Source organism: Ensifer sp. Root127, from assembly GCF_001425225.1.
In the GTDB taxonomy this organism is placed as follows: Bacteria; Pseudomonadota; Alphaproteobacteria; order Rhizobiales; family Rhizobiaceae; genus Ensifer; species Ensifer canadensis.
Genome location: NZ_LMDX01000052.1, coordinates 109,886 through 127,031 on the forward strand (window position 1 = coordinate 109,886; position 17,146 = coordinate 127,031).

At 63.2% G+C, this 17,146-nt stretch carries 15 protein-coding genes; 3 read left to right on the top strand and 12 right to left on the bottom strand.

Annotated features, from left to right (window positions below; all coding sequences use genetic code 11):
* Nucleotides 1-79 precede the first annotated feature (79 nt).
* Entirely contained in the window at nt 80-2,284 is a 2,205-nt protein-coding gene (locus tag ASD03_RS33000) for a primosomal protein N' (RefSeq protein WP_025425069.1), read from the bottom strand.
* 178 nt (nt 2,285-2,462) lie between these two features.
* On the opposite strand from ASD03_RS33000, the gene fsa reads away from it, so the two are divergent.
* The gene (gene fsa / locus ASD03_RS33005) at nt 2,463-3,116 is read left to right on the top strand and encodes a fructose-6-phosphate aldolase (protein ID WP_025425070.1); all 654 of its coding nucleotides are present in this window, start codon (nt 2,463-2,465) and stop codon (nt 3,114-3,116) included.
* A 49-nt stretch (nt 3,117-3,165) separates the two neighbouring features.
* On the opposite strand, the gene ASD03_RS33010 is transcribed toward fsa, so the two are convergent.
* Both ASD03_RS33010 and ASD03_RS33015 read right to left on the bottom strand, forming a co-directional pair.
* Nucleotides 3,166-4,302, bottom strand: a complete 1,137-nt coding sequence (locus ASD03_RS33010; protein WP_025425071.1) for an AAA family ATPase — start codon at nt 4,300-4,302, stop codon at nt 3,166-3,168.
* A gap of 39 nt (nt 4,303-4,341) precedes the next feature.
* Nucleotides 4,342-5,265, bottom strand: coding sequence for a GNAT family N-acetyltransferase (locus ASD03_RS33015; protein WP_025425072.1), 924 nt, complete (start codon nt 5,263-5,265; stop codon nt 4,342-4,344).
* A 134-nt stretch (nt 5,266-5,399) separates the two neighbouring features.
* Between ASD03_RS33015 and ASD03_RS33020 the strand changes: the two genes are divergently transcribed.
* Together ASD03_RS33020 and ASD03_RS33025 are read left to right on the top strand one after the other, a co-directional pair.
* On the top strand, nt 5,400-6,335 hold the full coding sequence (locus ASD03_RS33020) for a tyrosine recombinase XerC (protein WP_025425073.1): 936 nt from the start codon (nt 5,400-5,402) through the stop codon (nt 6,333-6,335).
* A gap of 97 nt (nt 6,336-6,432) precedes the next feature.
* Entirely contained in the window at nt 6,433-7,512 is a 1,080-nt protein-coding gene (locus tag ASD03_RS33025; RefSeq protein ID WP_025425074.1) for a TraB/GumN family protein, read from the top strand.
* A 233-nt stretch (nt 7,513-7,745) separates the two neighbouring features.
* On the opposite strand, the gene ASD03_RS33030 is transcribed toward ASD03_RS33025, so the two are convergent.
* From ASD03_RS33030 to ASD03_RS33070, 9 genes are all read right to left on the bottom strand, one after another.
* Complete coding sequence (locus ASD03_RS33030; protein ID WP_025425075.1) at nt 7,746-8,225, bottom strand: DUF2867 domain-containing protein; 480 nt, start codon at nt 8,223-8,225, stop codon at nt 7,746-7,748.
* Nucleotides 8,226-8,398: 173 nt separating this feature from the next.
* Nucleotides 8,399-9,805: a dihydrolipoyl dehydrogenase gene (gene lpdA, locus ASD03_RS33035; protein ID WP_025425076.1), complete on the bottom strand. Its 1,407-nt coding sequence runs from the start codon at nt 9,803-9,805 to the stop codon at nt 8,399-8,401.
* A gap of 25 nt (nt 9,806-9,830) precedes the next feature.
* Nucleotides 9,831-10,583 carry an SDR family oxidoreductase gene (locus tag ASD03_RS33040; RefSeq protein WP_025425077.1) on the bottom strand — a complete coding sequence of 251 codons (753 nt, stop codon included), beginning with the start codon at nt 10,581-10,583 and terminating at the stop codon, nt 9,831-9,833.
* Nucleotides 10,580-11,083, bottom strand: coding sequence for a hypothetical protein (locus ASD03_RS33045; protein ID WP_025425078.1), 504 nt, complete (start codon nt 11,081-11,083; stop codon nt 10,580-10,582). The genes ASD03_RS33040 and ASD03_RS33045 overlap by 4 nt, the downstream gene beginning before the upstream one ends.
* Before the next feature lie 2 nt (nt 11,084-11,085).
* Nucleotides 11,086-11,727: a LysE family translocator gene (locus ASD03_RS33050; RefSeq protein WP_025425079.1), complete on the bottom strand. Its 642-nt coding sequence runs from the start codon at nt 11,725-11,727 to the stop codon at nt 11,086-11,088.
* A complete protein-coding gene (locus ASD03_RS33055; RefSeq protein WP_025425080.1) occupies nt 11,724-12,149 on the bottom strand; it encodes a VOC family protein in 426 nt (141 codons plus the stop codon). The genes ASD03_RS33050 and ASD03_RS33055 overlap by 4 nt, the downstream gene beginning before the upstream one ends.
* 116 nt (nt 12,150-12,265) lie before the next feature.
* The gene (locus ASD03_RS33060; RefSeq protein WP_025425081.1) at nt 12,266-12,655 is read right to left on the bottom strand and encodes an MAPEG family protein; all 390 of its coding nucleotides are present in this window, start codon (nt 12,653-12,655) and stop codon (nt 12,266-12,268) included.
* Nucleotides 12,656-12,721: 66 nt separating this feature from the next.
* Nucleotides 12,722-13,963 (bottom strand): 2-oxoglutarate dehydrogenase complex dihydrolipoyllysine-residue succinyltransferase, encoded by a 1,242-nt coding sequence (odhB, locus tag ASD03_RS33065; protein ID WP_025425082.1) that lies wholly within the window; start codon nt 13,961-13,963, stop codon nt 12,722-12,724.
* Between the two features lie 63 nt (nt 13,964-14,026).
* On the bottom strand, nt 14,027-17,023 hold the full coding sequence (locus ASD03_RS33070) for a 2-oxoglutarate dehydrogenase E1 component (RefSeq protein ID WP_025425083.1): 2,997 nt from the start codon (nt 17,021-17,023) through the stop codon (nt 14,027-14,029).
* Nucleotides 17,024-17,146 lie beyond the last annotated feature (123 nt).

The following is a 17,146-nucleotide window of genomic DNA, read 5'->3' on the forward strand; positions in this document are numbered from 1 at the left end:
CCCCGTGAGCGAAGCGTCCCAGACCTCTAGCGCATGTTGCAGCCATTGTGAATCGCCCACGGGCCATTCACGGCCGCGATCACAGGAAACTCTGGGGATCGATGTCGAGCTGAACGCTGATCGAGCCGCGCTCCTTCGGGCCGGCGGCAATCATTGCCTTGACGAAGGCCTGCATGTCGCTGTTGCGGCGCCCGTGCACCAAAAGCCGGAACCGATGGCGGCCGCGGATCAGCGCCAGCGGCGCCTCGGCCGGACCGAGGATCGAAATGCCATCGGTGCGCGGCGCTGCACTTCGAAGTCCGCGGGCGTGGGTCTCGGCATCCTGGCGCGTATCGGCCGATACGATCAGCGACGCCAGCCGGCCGAACGGCGGCAGCAGCGCCTTTTCGCGCTCGGCGATCTCGCGGTCGTAAAAGGCATCCGCATCGCCCGAGACGATCGCCTGCATCACCGGGTGCTGCGGCTGGTAGGTCTGCAGCAGGCCGAGGCTCTTCAAACCCGTTCGGCCGGCGCGCCCGGTCACCTGCGACAAGAGCTGGAACGTGCGCTCCGCCGCTCGCGGATCGCCATTGGCAAGCCCGAGATCGGCATCGATGATGCCGACCAGCGTCATCAGCGGAAAATTGTGGCCCTTAGCGACAAGCTGCGTGCCGATGACGATATCCGCTTCGCCACGCGCAATCGCCTCCAGTTCCAGCCGTAGGCGCTTCACGCCCATCAGATCGGAGGAGAGCACGATCGTGCGCGCCTCTGGAAAATGGCGCTCGACCTCTTCGGCGATGCGCTCCACACCCGGACCGCAGGCAACCAAGTGATCGAAGGTGCCGCATTCCGGGCAGGCCTCGGGTGTCTTTTCCGCATAGCCGCAATGGTGGCACTGGATCTGGCCGCGGAAGCGATGCTCGACCAGCCAGCTCGAACAATCAGGGCACTGGAAGCGATGGCCGCAGACGCGGCAAAGGGTCAGCGGCGCATAACCGCGCCGATTGAGAAACAGCAGCGCCTGCTCGCCACGCTCGACGGCCTTGCCGATCTGGTTGATGAGAACCGGCGACAGGAACCCGCCGCGCGCTGGCGGATGCTGGCGCATGTCGACGACGCCGAGCCGCGGCAGCGCCGCATCGCCGAAGCGGGTCGGCAGATGGATCGGTTTATAGCGACCAACCTCGCCATTGACCCGGCTTTCGACCGATGGCGTTGCCGAAACAAGCACCACCGGAAAACCGGTGATGCGCCCGCGCACCACGGCCATGTCGCGGGCATTGTAGAACACCCGGTCCTCCTGCTTGTAGGCGGGGTCGTGTTCTTCATCGACGATGATCAGGCCCAGTTCCTCGAACGGCAGGAACAGCGCCGAGCGGGCACCCGCGACCACGCGCACCGTGCCGGTCGTCACCTGCCGCCAGACTTTTTCGCGCGTCCGCGGCGCGAGATCCGAGTGCCACTCGGCCGGCTTGCTGCCGAAGCGATCCTGGAAGCGTTCGAGGAAGCTTGCGGTCAGGGCGATTTCGGGCAGCAGGATCAGCACCTGCTTGCCGGCCCTGAGCGTCGCGGCAATCGCTTCGAAATAAACTTCGGTCTTGCCCGAGCCGGTGATGCCGTCGATCAGCGACACCGAAAACCCGCCCTGCTCGACAGCGGCCAAAAGGTCGGCAGCCGCATCCTTCTGCGGTCCTTCGAGCCGGTGGGCGGCGAATTCCGGGTCGGGAGCCGCTACTACAGGCGGCGGCGCCATGAAGACGGTCTCGAAGACGCCCTGCTGGGCAAGGCCGTCGATGACGCTCGATGACGCACCGGCCGCATGGGCAAGGCCCGAACGGGTCCAGGCAAAGCCGTCGCCGGCCGCTGCGATGACACGCTCGCGGGCCGTCGTCATGCGCTCCGGGCGCATGTCGGTCAGCCGCAGCGCCTCTACCATCGGTTCCGGATCGAAGGCCGCCGGCGCGCGCAGCGCCATGCGCGCCACCAGACCTGGCGGCGTCACGGTATAGGTCGCCACCCAGTCGAGAAAGCTGCGCATGTCGGGCGTCAACGGTGGGCAGTCGAAGACCTTTTCGATCGACTTCAGCTTCTTCGGATCGACGCTGCCATCATCATCGCCATCCCAGACGACGCCCACGACCAGACGGGGGCCGAGCGGCACCTGGACGATCGAGCCTGGCTCGACCGCCATGCCATCAGGCACCGCGTAGGAATAGGCCTTCGAGGCCGGCATCGGCACCAGAACTGGCACGACGCGACGGCCGGAAACAGGCCCGAATAAATCGGTTGAATCGCGAGTCATTTTGCCGTGACCTTGCCACGTGTTTCGGTTAAAGAAAACTGCGCTGCGAACCGCAGCCTTGCCGGCGCAGGGTTTCTCACGGTTCCACCAGAGTTTCAACGCGCGCGTTCTCTGCCAAAGGAATTCCTCCCGGTAGATATGCGCCCGAACGGCAATCGTGCCCCAAGGGAGTGACCCCATGAAATTTTTCGTTGATACCGCCGACGTCAAGGAAATCCGTGAGCTGAACGATCTCGGCCTCCTTGATGGCGTGACCACCAACCCTTCGCTGATCCTCAAGTCGGGCCGTGACATCACCGAAGTCACCAAGGAAATCTGCGGCATCGTCGAGGGCCCGGTTTCGGCCGAAGTGACCGCCACCGAATACGCCGAGATGATGAAGGAAGCGGCCGTTCTTTCGAAGATCGCCGACAACATCTGCATCAAGCTGCCGCTGACGCTTGACGGCCTCAAGGCCTGCAAGGCCCTGACGTCTGACGGTCATCAGACCAACGTGACGCTGTGCTTCTCGGCCAACCAGGCGCTGCTTGCCGCCAAGGCCGGCGCGACCTTCGTTTCGCCCTTCGTCGGCCGCCTCGACGACATCGCGTTCGACGGCATGGACCTGATCCGCGAAATCCGCCACATCTTCGACAACTACGGCTACGAGACCGAAATTCTCGCCGCCTCGATCCGCACCGTGAACCACGTCAAGGAAGCTGCCCTCATCGGCGCCGATGTCGTCACCGCACCGCCGGCAACACTGAAGGCACTGGTCAAGCACCCGCTGACCGACAAGGGTCTCGAAACCTTCCTCGCCGATTGGGCGAAGACCGGCCAGAAGATCGCCTGATCTTTTCGCGATAAAGATTCGAAGGCTCCGCAGCGATGCGGGGCCTTTTTTATGCGTCATCGTCGTCCATCAGGCCGGTGAGCCGCATGCCGTCGATCCAGGTGGCGCTGTCCTTGCGGATCACCCGGCGGGCGCGAACGCCGCAACGCTCGCGGATGGCATCGGCCAGACGCTCCGAATGGGTGACGATCCAGATCTGGCTGTCGCGCGAAGCACTGGCGATCATGTCGGCGAGCGCCGGCAGCATATCCGGATGCAGGCTGGTTTCCGGCTCGTTGAGCGCGATGAAGGGCGGACGGCGATAGGAAAGCAACGCTGCCGCAAGCGCCAGAAACCGCATCTGCCCGTCAGACAGCTCACGCGTCGAAAACGGCCGCTGCGGGAAATCGGGAAAGACCAGCGAGAATTCAGCAAACTGACCCGGATGCGGCACGTCCAGATAGGCGCCGCCGAAGGCATCGGCGATGGCGCGGTCGAGATCGACGGTGTCCTCGCGGGTATGGCGCAGTGTCGCAAAGACCGCCGCCATGTTGGTACCGTCCTCGTCCAGCATCGGCGCGGTGACCGCAAGGCACGGCAGGCGCAGGGGTGAATCGCGATCGGTGCGGAAGCCGTGGAAGAACCGCCACTGATCGACGGCCCGGCGGAAGGTGCCGATCTCGGGATAGTGCCCGGCATCGCCCAACAGCGCGATGGCCGTCTCCGATTGCAGCGCCTGCTCGGGATAGTCCTCCATCCGCCCGCGGTCGCCGCGCACGAAGATGCCGGGACCGGCGCGCTTCATCATCGTCACCGGACGTCGTCCGGTCTCGACGCTCAGCTCTTCTTCCTTGACCTGCGGTTCATAGGCAAATCCTGCCGCCGCCTTTGGCGGACGCAAGCCGGCTTCGATCCTGTAGCGGAAGGTGATGGCCCGCTCCTCGTCCATCAACTCCGTCTCGAGCCGGATGCGCGCCGGTTTGTCGGCCCGTCGCCGACCGCTCCAAAGTGCGGACGACATGCCGCCCTCCTTGGCGATCTCATGGGCAAGGTTGCCGCGCACAGCCGCCTGCACCAGTTGCAGCGCGCGATAGAGATTGGATTTGCCGACGCCGTTCTCGCCGATAAACAAATTGACACCGGTCAGATCCATGCGGATCGACTTCAGGGAACGGTAATTTTCGGCGAACATCGAACGAAGCAGCATAGCTCTGCTTTAGCGCATTCCCGCCATCACATGAAGGGATCAGCAGGCAACGGAAGCGCGCACCATCGGCCGAAACACCGCATCGGCGTCGCGCGCCAGTTCGGACACCGTGTGACGTTCCAGTGCCTTCGTCACGTCGACAGCGTCCCCGTCCAGCGCCTCTGGCGCAATGAGGTTGCCGATGCGGAAATCGAAGAGGTCACCCTTCTTGTTGAGCAACTCGTGGAACACCGTCATGTCGCGCAGTTCGGTCGACCACTTGGCAAACCAGTAGAACAGGCCGGAGTTGCGCGCGCTCATATGAACCGGCAGGATCGGCAGGCCGTATTTGCGCGCAAAGCCGACCGCCGACGTCTTCCACGGCCGCTCGTTGAGACGGCCATCGGCCCAGTAGGCGATGCGGCCGGAGGGAAACAGCACCGTCGCCTTGCCCTCGCCGATCGCTCGGTTGGTCACCTGCAGCGTTTCACGGGCCTTGAGCTTGCTCTTGTGCTCTTCGCGCCATTCGACCGGAATGACCATCTCAACGAAACGCGGGTTGACGCGGATCGCGTCGCGGTTGGCGAAGAACATCATGTCCGGCCGCCGCGTCTTCAGGAGATCGAAGACGGCGATGCCGTCGGCAATCCCGGTCGGATGATTGCTGACCAGCAGGAACCCGCCCTTGGCAGGAATGCGCTCGGCCCTATCGACACGCACGTCGAGTGAGAGAAGCGAACTCAGATGCTCGAAGGCATGGAAGCCCGGCACGTTGGCCACGGCGTCGGCGAATTCCAGCGCCTTTCGGTAGTTCAGAAGCGTGTAGAGAAAGGGCCGGATAACGGGCCACATCGGGCTCCTGACGATCCTCTGGCCGCGTTCGGCAATGAGTGTATCGACGATGTGGCCGGGCTGCCCTTGCGAGACCAGGGCGATCACTTCAGCAAAATGCGCGAATCCGTTCACCGAATCCCGTCCCGCCATGGTTTCATCCGATTCTTTGCGGCTGAACATCGCAACTCAATATGATCGAAGGATGACAAAATCCAAGGCTACGTTAGCAAAAACATAAGAGGCTTCAGGGCATTGTCGATGACCGACCACCTTGGAAAGCGACAATGAACGAGCTGCTCGTCATCGGCCATCCAGACCTGCTTGCAGAGCGCCAGAGATGGCTGCAAGGGCTCTTGCAGGAGCGCCGCCTGTCCGACAATACCGTCGACGCCTATGAGCGCGACACGCGACAATTCCTCACATTCCTCACCGGCCATCTCGCCGGCCCGCCCCGTCTTTCAGACATCAGCACATTGCGGCCGGCCGACCTTCGCGGCTTTCTCGCCCAGCGTCGCAAGGGCGGTGCGGGCGCGCGCACGCTCGGCCGGGGCCTAGCCGGCCTGCGCTCCTTTCTGCGCTATCTCGAACGCATCGGACTTGCCAATGCCGCCGGTGCCGCGGCCGTCCGTTCGCCGAAGCAGCCGAAATCGCTGCCTAAGCCGCTGACGGACCGCGAGGCACTCAATGTCGTCACGACGGACGCGCAGCTTGCCGAAGAGCCGTGGGTGGCCGCGCGCAACGCCGCCGTGCTGACGCTGCTCTACGGCTGCGGCTTGCGCATTTCCGAGGCGCTCGATCTGACGCCGGGCGATTTCGCCGGCACGCCATCCTCGCTGCGCGTCACCGGCAAGGGCGGCAAGACCCGCATCGTGCCGCTCATGGCTGTGGCGCGCGACGCGGTCGCGACCTATCTCAAGCTCTGCCCCTACCATGCCGGCGCCGGCGAGCCGATGTTCCGCGGCACGCGCGGGGCGAAACTTCAGCCGGCCATCATCCAGCGCGAGATGCAGAAGCTGCGCGGCGCCCTCGGCCTGCCCGACACGGCCACGCCGCATGCGCTGCGCCACTCCTTCGCCACGCATCTGCTGGCCGGCGGCGGCGATCTCAGAACCATCCAGGAACTGCTGGGCCACGCCAGCCTGTCAACGACACAGGTCTATACCGGCGTCGACTCGACGCGGCTGCTGGAGATCTACGACCGGGCTCATCCGCGCGCCTGAATTTGGGCGGAGGGGCAGGTTAACCATACCTATTAAGGAAGCCGTGACCAACGAAGCGTAGGGTCCGCTAGACTCGGCAGAACATTAGGAAGTGATCATGTATTCGATCGCCAAGCCCGCCCGTAACCTCGCGGCCAGGGCCGCCGATATGGCCCTCTGGCTGATCGCGCTTATCCATCTGCTGCTCGCGGCCAGCCTCATTGCGATGGTCGCCTCGATCTCGCAGGCGCACGCCGCGACCGAAGCCATCTGCGGCGGTACGAACATCATCACCGGTCTCGAAAAAACCGACCCCGCAAAACTCGCCAGGCTGAAAGCCGAAGCCGACGCCATCCCGAACGGCAAGGGCATATTCTGGAAGATCGAGAAGGATGGCATCGCCCCCTCCTGGCTGCTCGGCACCATGCATGTCACCGATCCGCGCGTACTGGCGATGCCAACGGGTGCCGCCGATGCCTTCGCCACGGCATCGACCGTCATCATCGAATCGGACGAGATCATCGACGAGAAAAAGTCGGCCGCCGCCATCCTGATGCGGCCCGACCTCACCATGTTTGCCGATAACAAGACCATCAACGATTTTCTCAACCCTGAAGACCGCGAGCGGCTCGAACGCGGCCTCAAGGAGCGCGGCATACCGCTGACGCTGGTTGCCAAGATGAAGCCCTGGATGATTGCGAGCTTCGTCGCGCTGCCCGCCTGCGAGATGACCCGCAAGGCCGCCGGCGCATCCTTCCTCGACAAGAAGCTTGCCGAAGACGCCGTCAGCCACGGCAAGACGCTGAAGGGGCTTGAAACCCTCATCGAGCAGTTGGCCGCAATGGATTCGCTGCCGACCGAACTGCACCTGCGCGCCCTCATCGAGACGCTCGCCCTTGGCAAGACGATCGACGACGTGCTCGCCACCACCACCGACCTCTACCTCTCCGGCGACACCGGCATGATCATGCCGATGATGAAGGCCGTTTCTGAAGATGTGGCAAGCGAAGACGCCAGCTACGCCGACTTCGAACAGCGCATCATTATCGATCGCAACAAGACGATGGCGACGCGCGCCGAACCGATCCTCGGCAACGGCAACGCCTTCATGGCGGTCGGTGCCCTGCATCTTGCCGGCGACGAGGGCCTGGTCGAACTGCTTAAGCGCCAGGGCTTCTCCGTCACCCGCGCCAACTGACGGACCGGCCGGCAGGGATGCCGGCCACGGGCGCGTTCCGTCTTCAAGCTCCTGAATGTTTCCTTAAATCCTATTCGATTTAAGGAAACATGCAGAAATTCAAAGTGCTACAGCGACCTTTGCGCGTCTAATAAGACGCGCGGCGCTGTGGTGTTGACACAAGAGCCGGTCCCCAAGTCTGCCGCCGCGGCATGATCGGTCTCTATCCTCGACAGGCGCGGCGGTGTTGCCGCTCAGCCAGGCGGGCTCGCTGCGCCTGCCAGCAGCGTCGGCACGATGACCTTGTGAAACGGCATGACGGCCGCCAGGTAGACGCGCCCGAGCGTGTTGTGACGCCGGATCAGTGTCGTCATGCCGATGATCTGGTTGACGGCCGATCCCGCCCTGACGTCAACGACGATGCGAAAATCGAGATGGGCATCGTTGAAGCCGAGCACGACCTCATCGTCGCTTCGAGACAGAACCGGAAACGGGCCGATAAGGCCAAACTTGCCCGGTGAAGGCGCCTCCGACTTGAGGCCGACCACCGATACCACCCGGTTGCGAAGCTTAAGCAGGGTGCGGACCCAGGCGGGCGAATTGCCGAGCGAGCGCTCGGCCACCTCGATCGCCGTCAGCCCCTTTCCGTTCAGGGCAAGCTCGAAACGATCAGCCCAATCGGCATCCGGCAGATGCGGGCTCGGCAAAAGAACGGTGGCGGGTCTAGGTTTCATGATCCCTCGTGGCGGCAGCCAGAGCAATTCCAGGAAACGTGTGAAACGGTTTTCCCGGGAATTGCGCAATTGCCAAGAGCGACGGCTTTCCGTCGCAAGCGCATGGGGTCGATGATCGCGCCTAATGTCGGCGCAAGACAGGGGGCCGCTTGTCGCAGCCCCCTGCCAAATCGTCACATATGGATCGGCTTGAAGAAGGTCGACAGCGCCGCTTCCTTGACCGCTTCCGACATGGTCGGATGCGCATGGCAGGTGCGGCCGAGATCTTCCGACGAGCCACCGAATTCCATCAGAACGGCAATCTCGTGGATCATCTCGCCGGCGCCGAAGCCGACGATGTGGCCGCCGAGAACCCGGTCGGTTTCCTTGTCGGCGAGGATCTTGACGAAACCATCGGTCGCCTGCATCGCCCGCGCACGGCCATTTGCCGTGAACGGGAACTTGCCGACCTTGTAGGCGACGCCCGCTGCCTTCAGTTCTTCCTCGGTCTTGCCCACGGAAGCGACTTCCGGCTGGGTGTAGACGACGCTGGGGATGACGTCGTAGTTCACGTGGCCGGCCTGACCTGCGAGGATCTCGGCAACCGCAACGCCTTCGTCTTCGGCCTTGTGCGCCAGCATCGGGCCGCGCACGACGTCGCCGATGGCGTAGACGCCGACAACGCTCGTCTGGAAATGGTTGTCGATCTCGACGCGGCCGTGCTTGTCCATGACGACACCGGCTTTGGCAAGGCCAAGACCGTCGGTGTAGGGCTTGCGGCCGGTGGCAATCAGAACGACATCGGCATCGAGCGTCACGGCGTCACCGCCCTTGACAGGCTCGTACGTCACCTTGGCGCCCTTGCCGTCCTTGACGACGCCGGTCACCTTGGCACCGAGCTTGAACTCCATGCCCTGCTTCGCGAGCATGCGCTGGAACTGCTTGGAGACTTCGCCGTCCATGCCGCCGAGGATCGCGTCGAGATATTCGACCACGGTCACCTTGGAGCCGAGACGGGCCCAGACCGAGCCGAGCTCGAGGCCGATGACACCGCCGCCGACGACGATCATGTTCGCCGGCACCTTTTCGAGCGCGATGCCGCCGGTCGACGAGATGATCACCTTCTCGTCGATCTCGACCGACACGCCCGGGATGCCAGCAACGTCGGAGCCGGTGGCGATGACGATGTTCTTCGTCTCCAGGACCTGCTCTTCGCCCTTGTCGTTGGTCACCGAGACCTTACCCTGGCCGAGCACCTTGCCGGTGCCCTGGATGCCGTCGATCTTGTTCTTCTTGAACAGGAAGGAAACGCCCTCGACGTTGGACTTAACCGTCGCGTCCTTGTGCGCCATCATCTTTTCGAGGTTGAGCTTCGGCGCGCCGACTTCGACGCCGAGCGTATCCAGGCCGTGGCCGGCCTGGTGGAACATTTCCGAAGCGTGCAGCAGGGCCTTCGACGGAATGCAGCCGATGTTGAGGCAGGTGCCGCCATAGGTGGCGCGCTTTTCAACGACGCCAACCTTCAGGCCGAGCTGTGCCGCCTTGATAGCGCAGACATAGCCGCCCGGGCCGCTGCCGATAACGATGAGATCATAAGCCATTGGATTATCCTTCCTTCAGGGACGGTTACCGTCCGCCGCTGACATTGAGAATGGCTCCCGTCACGTAAGTCGCCTTATCGGACAGGAGGTAAAGAACCGCATCCGCCACTTCCTCGGCCGTGCCGGGTCGCTGGACGGGGATGGTTGACGCGAGATCGCGTGCCCGGTCCGGCAGGCCGCCGGACGCGTGGATTTCGGTGTCGATGATGCCGGGGCGAACCGCGTTGACGCGCACGTTCTCGGTGGCGACTTCGCGCGCAAGACCGATCGTGAACGTGTCGATCGCGCCCTTCGAGGCGGCATAGTCGACATATTGCGCCGGGGAGCCGAGTTCGGCCGCAACCGACGAGATATTGACGATCACGCCGCCCTTGCCGCCGTGACGCGTCGACATGCGGCGAACGGCTTCTGCGGCGCACAGGATCGAACCGGTCACGTTGATGCGGAACATCCGCTCGAGCCGCTCAACCGACATTTCGTCGATGCGCTGGGTCGGGCCGACGATTCCGGCATTGTTGACCAGCCCGTCGAGCCGGCCGAAAGCCTTGTCGACGGCGGCGAACATCGATTTGATGTCCGCATCGGACCCGACGTCGCCCCTGACCGCGACCGCCGAGCCGCCGCCCTTCCGGATCGTGGCCACGACCGCATCTGCCGCCTCGGCGTTCGATGCGTAGTTCACGACGACGGACCAGCCGGCTCTGGCGGCGCCGAGGCAGACAGCTGCCCCGATGCCACGGCTGCCGCCGGTGACGAGAACAACGGGCGCAGCACTCATGCGGCGCACCCCTTGAGAGTGAAGGCGTCCCAGCTGTCTGTTTCGGCCTTGCCCTTGCCCCAGGCGCTCGACGCGCGAAGGGCGGGGCCGAAATCCGGCAGCAGGATCTGGTGTGCAGCCGGCGCGGTTTCGGCCGGAATCGCGTCGATCGCACCCGTCTTGCCGACGGAATAGACAGGCCCCTGCCAGACGGTGCATTTGCGAAGCTCTTCGCCGGTGACGTCACCGGTGGGGCACTTGTGCATGACGATGCCGGTCGCGCGTTCCGGCTCGCCGGAAGGCATGACGACACCGTCGAGCAACAGGCCCGGTTTCAGAACCGCGATCTTGAAAAGATTGCTCGTCACCGCACTTTCCGATCCCACCGGCTCGAAGCGCAGTTCATAGGCGCCGTCGCGGTCGCCATAGATGGCGCGCGCCTGGCTGCATTCCTGGCCAAGCGCCGGCGTGGCGACCACGGCGCCGAGTGCAGCGACGAGCAGAGAGCGGACAATGACCATGATCAGACGGCCTTCTCGGTCGCGAGCTTCAGGCCGAGCGCGATGAACACCAGGCCGCTGGTGCGGTCGATCCACTTGCTGGCGCGGGTGAAGGCGGTGCGCATGCGCGGCGTGGTCATGAACAGGCTGACGCCGACGAACCACAGGATGAGGCAGGTTGCCATCACCAGCCCGTAGCCAAACTTGATCATGATCGGCGTGTGGGCGCCAACGACCGTCGAGAAGATCGACAGGAAGAAGAACACCGCTTTCGGATTGAGCGCATTGGCCGCAAAGCCGAGGCCGAACGCCTTGATCGCGGACTGGCTCCTTGCCGGTTCGCCTGATGGTGCGGCGTCGACCGAAATCTCCGTCTGGCCGGCCCGCAGCGCCTTGATCCCGATATAGATCAGGTAAGCCACACCGCACCATTTGACGATGTTGAACAGATAGATCGACTGCGAAATGATCAGCCCGAGACCGAGGATCGTATAGGTCACGTGGAACATCAGCGAGCTGCCGATACCGAAGGATGTGATGATCGCCTGACGGCGGCCATGGACGATCGACTGGCGCATGACCATCGCCAGATCGGCGCCGGGCGAGACGATGGCGAAGGTGAAGATCGCCATCAGCGATGCGAGTTCGAAAAGATATTGGCTCATGATTGTGCGACCGGTGCGTTGAAGGCCCAGACGTGGCCGAAGGGATCCCTGATGCGCGCATAACGCGCCTGCCAGAACGTATCCTGCGGCTCCAGAACTGTCGATGCCCCGGCCGCCATGGCCCGGACATAGGCCGCATCGACATCGCCCGCTTGAGGCAGGTTGATGCTGATCGCCACGCCGGTGCCGCCGACGGTCAGCGGCGACAGCACGCTGCCGCCGAATTCGGGAAACTCGTCATGCATCATGACCTCGCCGCCGAACAGCGCCAGGTTGGCGTGCATCACGCGCTTGCCGTCTTCGGCCATCTGATGGAACGTGTTCACCGCACCGAATGCCTTCTCGTAGAAGGCGATTGCCGCCAACCCGTCCCTGACGCAGATGTGTGCCTGGATAGGCGGTACGTCGGATCCGAATGCCATGTCGTGCTCCTCCGTCTAGAGCATTTCCAGGAAAAGTACGAAGCGATTCCGTCAGGAAATGCGTAAAAACAAATAGATAGAGCGTTTCCAAGACTCCGTTGAAAAACGGAAACGCTCTAGACGAGAATACCTGCCAGCATCAGTATGAGCCCGGCGGCAGACACCGTCCACACAGCCGAGCGGACAAGCCCGAGACCGCCGATATAGATCGGCAGATAGGCGACCCTTGCCCAGAACCAGATCATCGCGCCCCATTGGCTGAGCGCGTCGCTTCGACCCGAAAACTCGATCACGACGGCAAGCGCAATGAAGACCGGATAGGTTTCATGGAAGTTGCGCAGCGCCCGGGTGGCCCTTCCCGTGAGGACGTTCGGCTCGGGCGCCATATCCCGATTGGTGTCGGCTTCGATGATGCCGTTCTGCAGCCTATAGGTTCCCGCCTGCGCCATTACATAGACGAAGGCGAGGACGGCACTCCAGAGCAGGTAGGTCAGTTCCAGCGACATCAGGGGATCCGGAAAGAACGGGCCGGAGAAGGAAACGGGGGCTGCGATTGCGCCCCCGTCATTGCCTTAGAGATCGAGAACCAGACGTTCCGGATCCTCGAGGCTGTCCTTGACGCGGACGAGGAAGGTAACCGCTTCCTTGCCGTCGACCATGCGGTGGTCATAGGACAGCGCCAGGTACATCATCGGACGGATGACGATCTGACCGCCGACCACGACCGGACGGTCCTGGATCTTGTGCATGCCGAGAATGCCCGACTGCGGCGCATTCAGGATCGGCGAAGACATCAGCGAACCGTAGACGCCGCCATTGGAGATGGTGAAGGTGCCGCCCTGCATGTCGGCCATGGAGAGCTGGCCATCGCGAGCAAGCTTGCCCAGGCGGCCGATGTCCTTCTCGATCTCGGCGATCGACATCTGGTCGGCATCGCGAACGACCGGTACGACAAGACCCTTGTCCGTGCCGACGGCGACGCCGATGTGGCAGAAGTTCTTGTAGATGACGTCGGTGCCGTCGATCTCGGCGTTGACGGCAGGGATTTCCTTCAGCGCATGGGTGACGGCCTTGGTGAAGAAGCCCATGAAGCCGAGCTTCACACCATGCTTCTTCTCGAAGATGTCCTTGTACTTGTTGCGCAGGCTCATGACCGCGCTCATGTCCACCTCGTTATAGGTAGTGAGCATGGCGGCGGTGTTCTGCGCATCCTTGAGGCGACGGGCGATCGTCTGGCGCAGGCGGGTCATCTTGACACGCTCTTCACGAACGACGTCCTCGGTAGTCGACGGCGCGCGGGCCTGGACCTTGACCGGCTCGGAAGCGGCCGGTGCCGAAATGCCCTTGGCGACCGCGGCGAGCACATCACCCTTCAGGACCTGGCCGCGCTTGCCCGAACCATCGACCTGGTCGGCCGAGAGGTTGTTTTCGGCAAGCAGCTTGCCGGCGGACGGAGCCGGCGGCATCGACGATGCAGCCGGTGCGGCAGCGGCAACGGCGGGCTGGGCAGCCGGAGCGGCAGCAGCCGGCTCGGCCTTCTTCTCGGCAGCAGCGACTGGCGCGGCCGCAGCACCGGAACCAGCAGCGATCTGGCCAAGCAGCGCACCGAGACCGACGGTTTCGCCGGCCAGGGCAACGATTTCGGAGAGAACGCCGGCCGAGGGAGCCGGAACTTCGATCGTCACCTTGTCGGTTTCGAGTTCGAGCAGCGGCTCGTCTGCCTTGATGGCATCGCCGACCTTCTTGAACCAGGTGCCGACGGTCGCTTCACTGACGGATTCGCCAAGGGTGGGAACGCGGATTTCTGTTGCCATGATTTTTGTTCCGTTGATCAGATATCTGTTTCTATCGATTGGCTCGGCGCCAAGGGGGCAGGATCAGCCCCCCAGCGCGTCCTCGAGGAAGGCGGCCAGCTGCGCCATGTGCTTCGACATCAGGCCCGTTGCCGGCGATGCCGCAGCCGGACGGCCGGTGTAGCGCACGCGCTGATACTTGGCGTCGATATGAGCCAGCACCCATTCCAGGTACGGGTCGATGAACGACCAGGCGCCCATGTTCTTCGGCTCTTCCTGGCACCAGACCATCTCCGCGTTGCGGAAACGGCTGAGCTCGTTGATCAGCGCCTTGGCCGGGAACGGATAGAGCTGTTCGACGCGCAGCAGGTAGACATCGTCGATGCCGCGCTTCTCGCGCTCTTCGAGCAGATCGTAGTAGACCTTGCCGGAGCAGAGCACGACGCGGCGGATCTTCGAATCCTTCTGCAGCTTGATCGGGCCGTCCTTGATGACCTCGGCGTCATCCCACAGCAGACGGTGGAACGAGCTTTCGCCGGCCATTTCCGACAGGCTCGAAACCGCACGCTTGTGGCGCAGCAGCGACTTCGGCGTCATCAGGATCAGCGGCTTGCGGAAGTCGCGCTTCACCTGGCGGCGCAGGATGTGGAAGTAGTTCGCCGGCGTCGTGACGTTGGCGACCTGCATGTTGTCTTCCGCGCAGAGCTGCAGGAAGCGTTCGAGGCGGGCGGAGGAGTGCTCCGGACCCTGACCTTCATAGCCGTGCGGCAGCAGGCAGACGAGGCCCGACATACGCAGCCACTTGCGTTCGCCCGACGAGACGAACTGGTCGAACACGACCTGTGCGCCGTTGGCGAAGTCGCCGAACTGGGCTTCCCAGAGTGTCAGCGCGTTCGGACGGGCCAGCGAGTAGCCGTATTCGAAACCGAGCACGGCCTCTTCCGAAAGCATCGAGTTGATGACTTCGTAGCGGGCCTGGGTCGGCGTGAGGTTGGCAAGCGGGATGTAACGGTCTTCGGTCTGCTGATCGTAGAGAACCGAGTGACGCTGCGAGAAGGTGCCGCGTTCGCAGTCCTGGCCCGAAAGGCGGATCTTCGTGCCTTCCGTGACGAGCGTACCGAACGCAAGCGCTTCTGCCATCGCCCAGTCGATCCCCTCGCCGGTCGAAACCATGTTGGCGCGGTTTTCCATGAAGCGCTGGATCGTGCGGTGCGCATTGAAGCCGGCCGGGATCTCGGCGATCTTGCGGCCGATTTCCTTGAGCTGCTTCATCGGCACGGAGGTCTTGCCGCGACGCTGTTCGTCCTGGTTGTCGGCCGAACGCAGGCCCGACCAGACACCATCCAGCCAGTCGGCCTTGTTGGGCTTGTAGGACTGGCCAGCCTCGAACTCCTGCTCGAGATGGGCGCGCCAATCGGCCTTCATCTTCTCGACTTCGCCTTCGCTCATCAGGCCTTCGGCGACCAGGCGGTCGGAGTAGAGCTGGACGACGGTCTTGTGGGCGCGGATGACCTTGTACATCTTCGGCTGCGTGAACGCAGGCTCGTCGCCTTCGTTGTGACCGAAGCGGCGGTAGCAGAACATGTCGATGACGACAGGCTTGTGGAACTTCATCCGGAATTCGGTGGCGATCTTGGCAGCGTAGACGACCGCTTCCGGATCGTCGCCGTTGACGTGGAAGATCGGCGCCTCGATCATCTTGGCCACATCCGACGGATAGGGCGACGAACGCGAGAAGGCCGGGTTCGTGGTGAAGCCGATCTGGTTGTTGATGATGAAGTGGACCGTGCCGGCAACGCGGTGACCGCGCAGGCCGGACAGGCCGAGGATTTCGGCAATGACGCCTTGGCCGGCAAACGCCGCATCGCCGTGCAGCAAGAGCGGCATGACCTTTGAGCGTTCGCGCAACGGGATGATGTCGCCTTCGAACACTGTCGCCATCTGGTCCTGCTTGGCGCGGGCCTTGCCCATGACGACAGGGTTGACGATTTCCAGGTGCGACGGGTTCGCCGTCAGCGACAGGTGAACCTTGTTGCCGTCGAATTCGCGGTCGGAGGAAGCGCCGAGGTGGTACTTCACGTCGCCCGAACCTTCGACGTCATCAGGAGCGTAGGAGCCGCCCTTGAATTCGTGGAAAATGGCGCGGTGCGGCTTTGCCATCACCTGGGAAAGCACGTTCAGGCGGCCGCGGTGGGCCATGCCGAGAACGATTTCCTTCAGGCCTTCCTGGCCGCCGCGCTTGATGATCTGCTCGAGCGCCGGAATGAGCGATTCGCCGCCGTCGAGACCGAAGCGCTTGGTGCCCTTGTACTTGACGTCGATGAACTGCTCGAAGCCTTCCGACTCGATCAGCTTCTGCAGGATCGCCTTCTTGCCCTCGGGCGTGAACTCGACGCCCTTGTCCGGACCTTCGATGCGTTCCTGGATCCAGGCTTTCTCTTCCGGGTTTGACATGTGCATGAATTCGACGCCGATCGTCGAGCAATAAGTGCGCTCGAGGATTTCGACCATTTCGCGAATGCTCGCGTATTCGAGGCCGAGCACGTTGTCGATGAAGATCTTGCGGTCGAGATCCTTCTCCTCAAACCCGTAGTTCGAGGGCGAAAGCTCGTTGTAGTCATCGACCGGGGCAGCAAGGCCGAGCGGATCGAGCTTGGCATGCAGGTGGCCACGCGCACGATAGGCGCGGATCATCATGATGGCGCGAACGGAATCGCGCGTCGCCTGATGGATATCTGCCGCGCTCACGGCGGTGCCGGTGACGGCAGCGGCTTCTTCCGCCTTCGCCTTGACCTTCTTCTCGATGACCTTTTCGACCCTACCCCAGTCGCCATCGAGCGCCGAGACGAGTTCGCCATTAGCGACGATCGGCCAGTTGGGCTTCTTCCAGGAGGCGCCCTTGGCGGCCTTCACCACGTCTTCCGGCTTGTCGGCCAGCGCCTTGAAGAAGGCCTGCCATTCAGCCGAGACGGACGACGGATCCGTTTCGTAGCGTGCATAGAGCTGCTCGATATAGGCGGCGTTCGCGCCGTCCAGAAACGATGTGAGCTGGAATTGCTCGTTGGCCTCTTGCCTTGCCATGGGTTCTCGCGGACGTTTTGGTCCGCCTCCTGACTTAAGTTGGGATGCCGGGTTTTCCCGGTCGTTCATCATTGTCAGACGCATCCAGTGCGCCCTGCTTTTGGGTCCTTGCAGCGCCGTGCG

What these genes read in the sequence shown, in the direction of transcription:
- ASD03_RS33000 (WP_025425069.1), bottom strand. Translation starts at nt 2,284, where the DNA reads ATGACTCGCGATTCAACCGATTTATTCGGGCCTGTTTCCGGCCGTCGC.
- ASD03_RS33025 (WP_025425074.1), top strand. Translation starts at nt 6,433, where the DNA reads ATGTATTCGATCGCCAAGCCCGCCCGTAACCTCGCGGCCAGGGCCGCC.
- ASD03_RS33010 (WP_025425071.1), bottom strand. Translation starts at nt 4,302, where the DNA reads ATGCTGCTTCGTTCGATGTTCGCCGAAAATTACCGTTCCCTGAAGTCG.
- ASD03_RS33015 (WP_025425072.1), bottom strand. Translation starts at nt 5,265, where the DNA reads ATGGCGGGACGGGATTCGGTGAACGGATTCGCGCATTTTGCTGAAGTG.
- ASD03_RS33030 (WP_025425075.1), bottom strand. Translation starts at nt 8,225, where the DNA reads ATGAAACCTAGACCCGCCACCGTTCTTTTGCCGAGCCCGCATCTGCCG.
- ASD03_RS33055 (WP_025425080.1), bottom strand. Translation starts at nt 12,149, where the DNA reads ATGGCATTCGGATCCGACGTACCGCCTATCCAGGCACACATCTGCGTC.
- fsa (WP_025425070.1), top strand. Translation starts at nt 2,463, where the DNA reads ATGAAATTTTTCGTTGATACCGCCGACGTCAAGGAAATCCGTGAGCTG.
- ASD03_RS33070 (WP_025425083.1), bottom strand. Translation starts at nt 17,023, where the DNA reads ATGGCAAGGCAAGAGGCCAACGAGCAATTCCAGCTCACATCGTTTCTG.
- ASD03_RS33045 (WP_025425078.1), bottom strand. Translation starts at nt 11,083, where the DNA reads ATGGTCATTGTCCGCTCTCTGCTCGTCGCTGCACTCGGCGCCGTGGTC.
- odhB (WP_025425082.1), bottom strand. Translation starts at nt 13,963, where the DNA reads ATGGCAACAGAAATCCGCGTTCCCACCCTTGGCGAATCCGTCAGTGAA.
- ASD03_RS33050 (WP_025425079.1), bottom strand. Translation starts at nt 11,727, where the DNA reads ATGAGCCAATATCTTTTCGAACTCGCATCGCTGATGGCGATCTTCACC.
- ASD03_RS33040 (WP_025425077.1), bottom strand. Translation starts at nt 10,583, where the DNA reads ATGAGTGCTGCGCCCGTTGTTCTCGTCACCGGCGGCAGCCGTGGCATC.
- ASD03_RS33060 (WP_025425081.1), bottom strand. Translation starts at nt 12,655, where the DNA reads ATGTCGCTGGAACTGACCTACCTGCTCTGGAGTGCCGTCCTCGCCTTC.
- lpdA (WP_025425076.1), bottom strand. Translation starts at nt 9,805, where the DNA reads ATGGCTTATGATCTCATCGTTATCGGCAGCGGCCCGGGCGGCTATGTC.
- ASD03_RS33020 (WP_025425073.1), top strand. Translation starts at nt 5,400, where the DNA reads ATGAACGAGCTGCTCGTCATCGGCCATCCAGACCTGCTTGCAGAGCGC.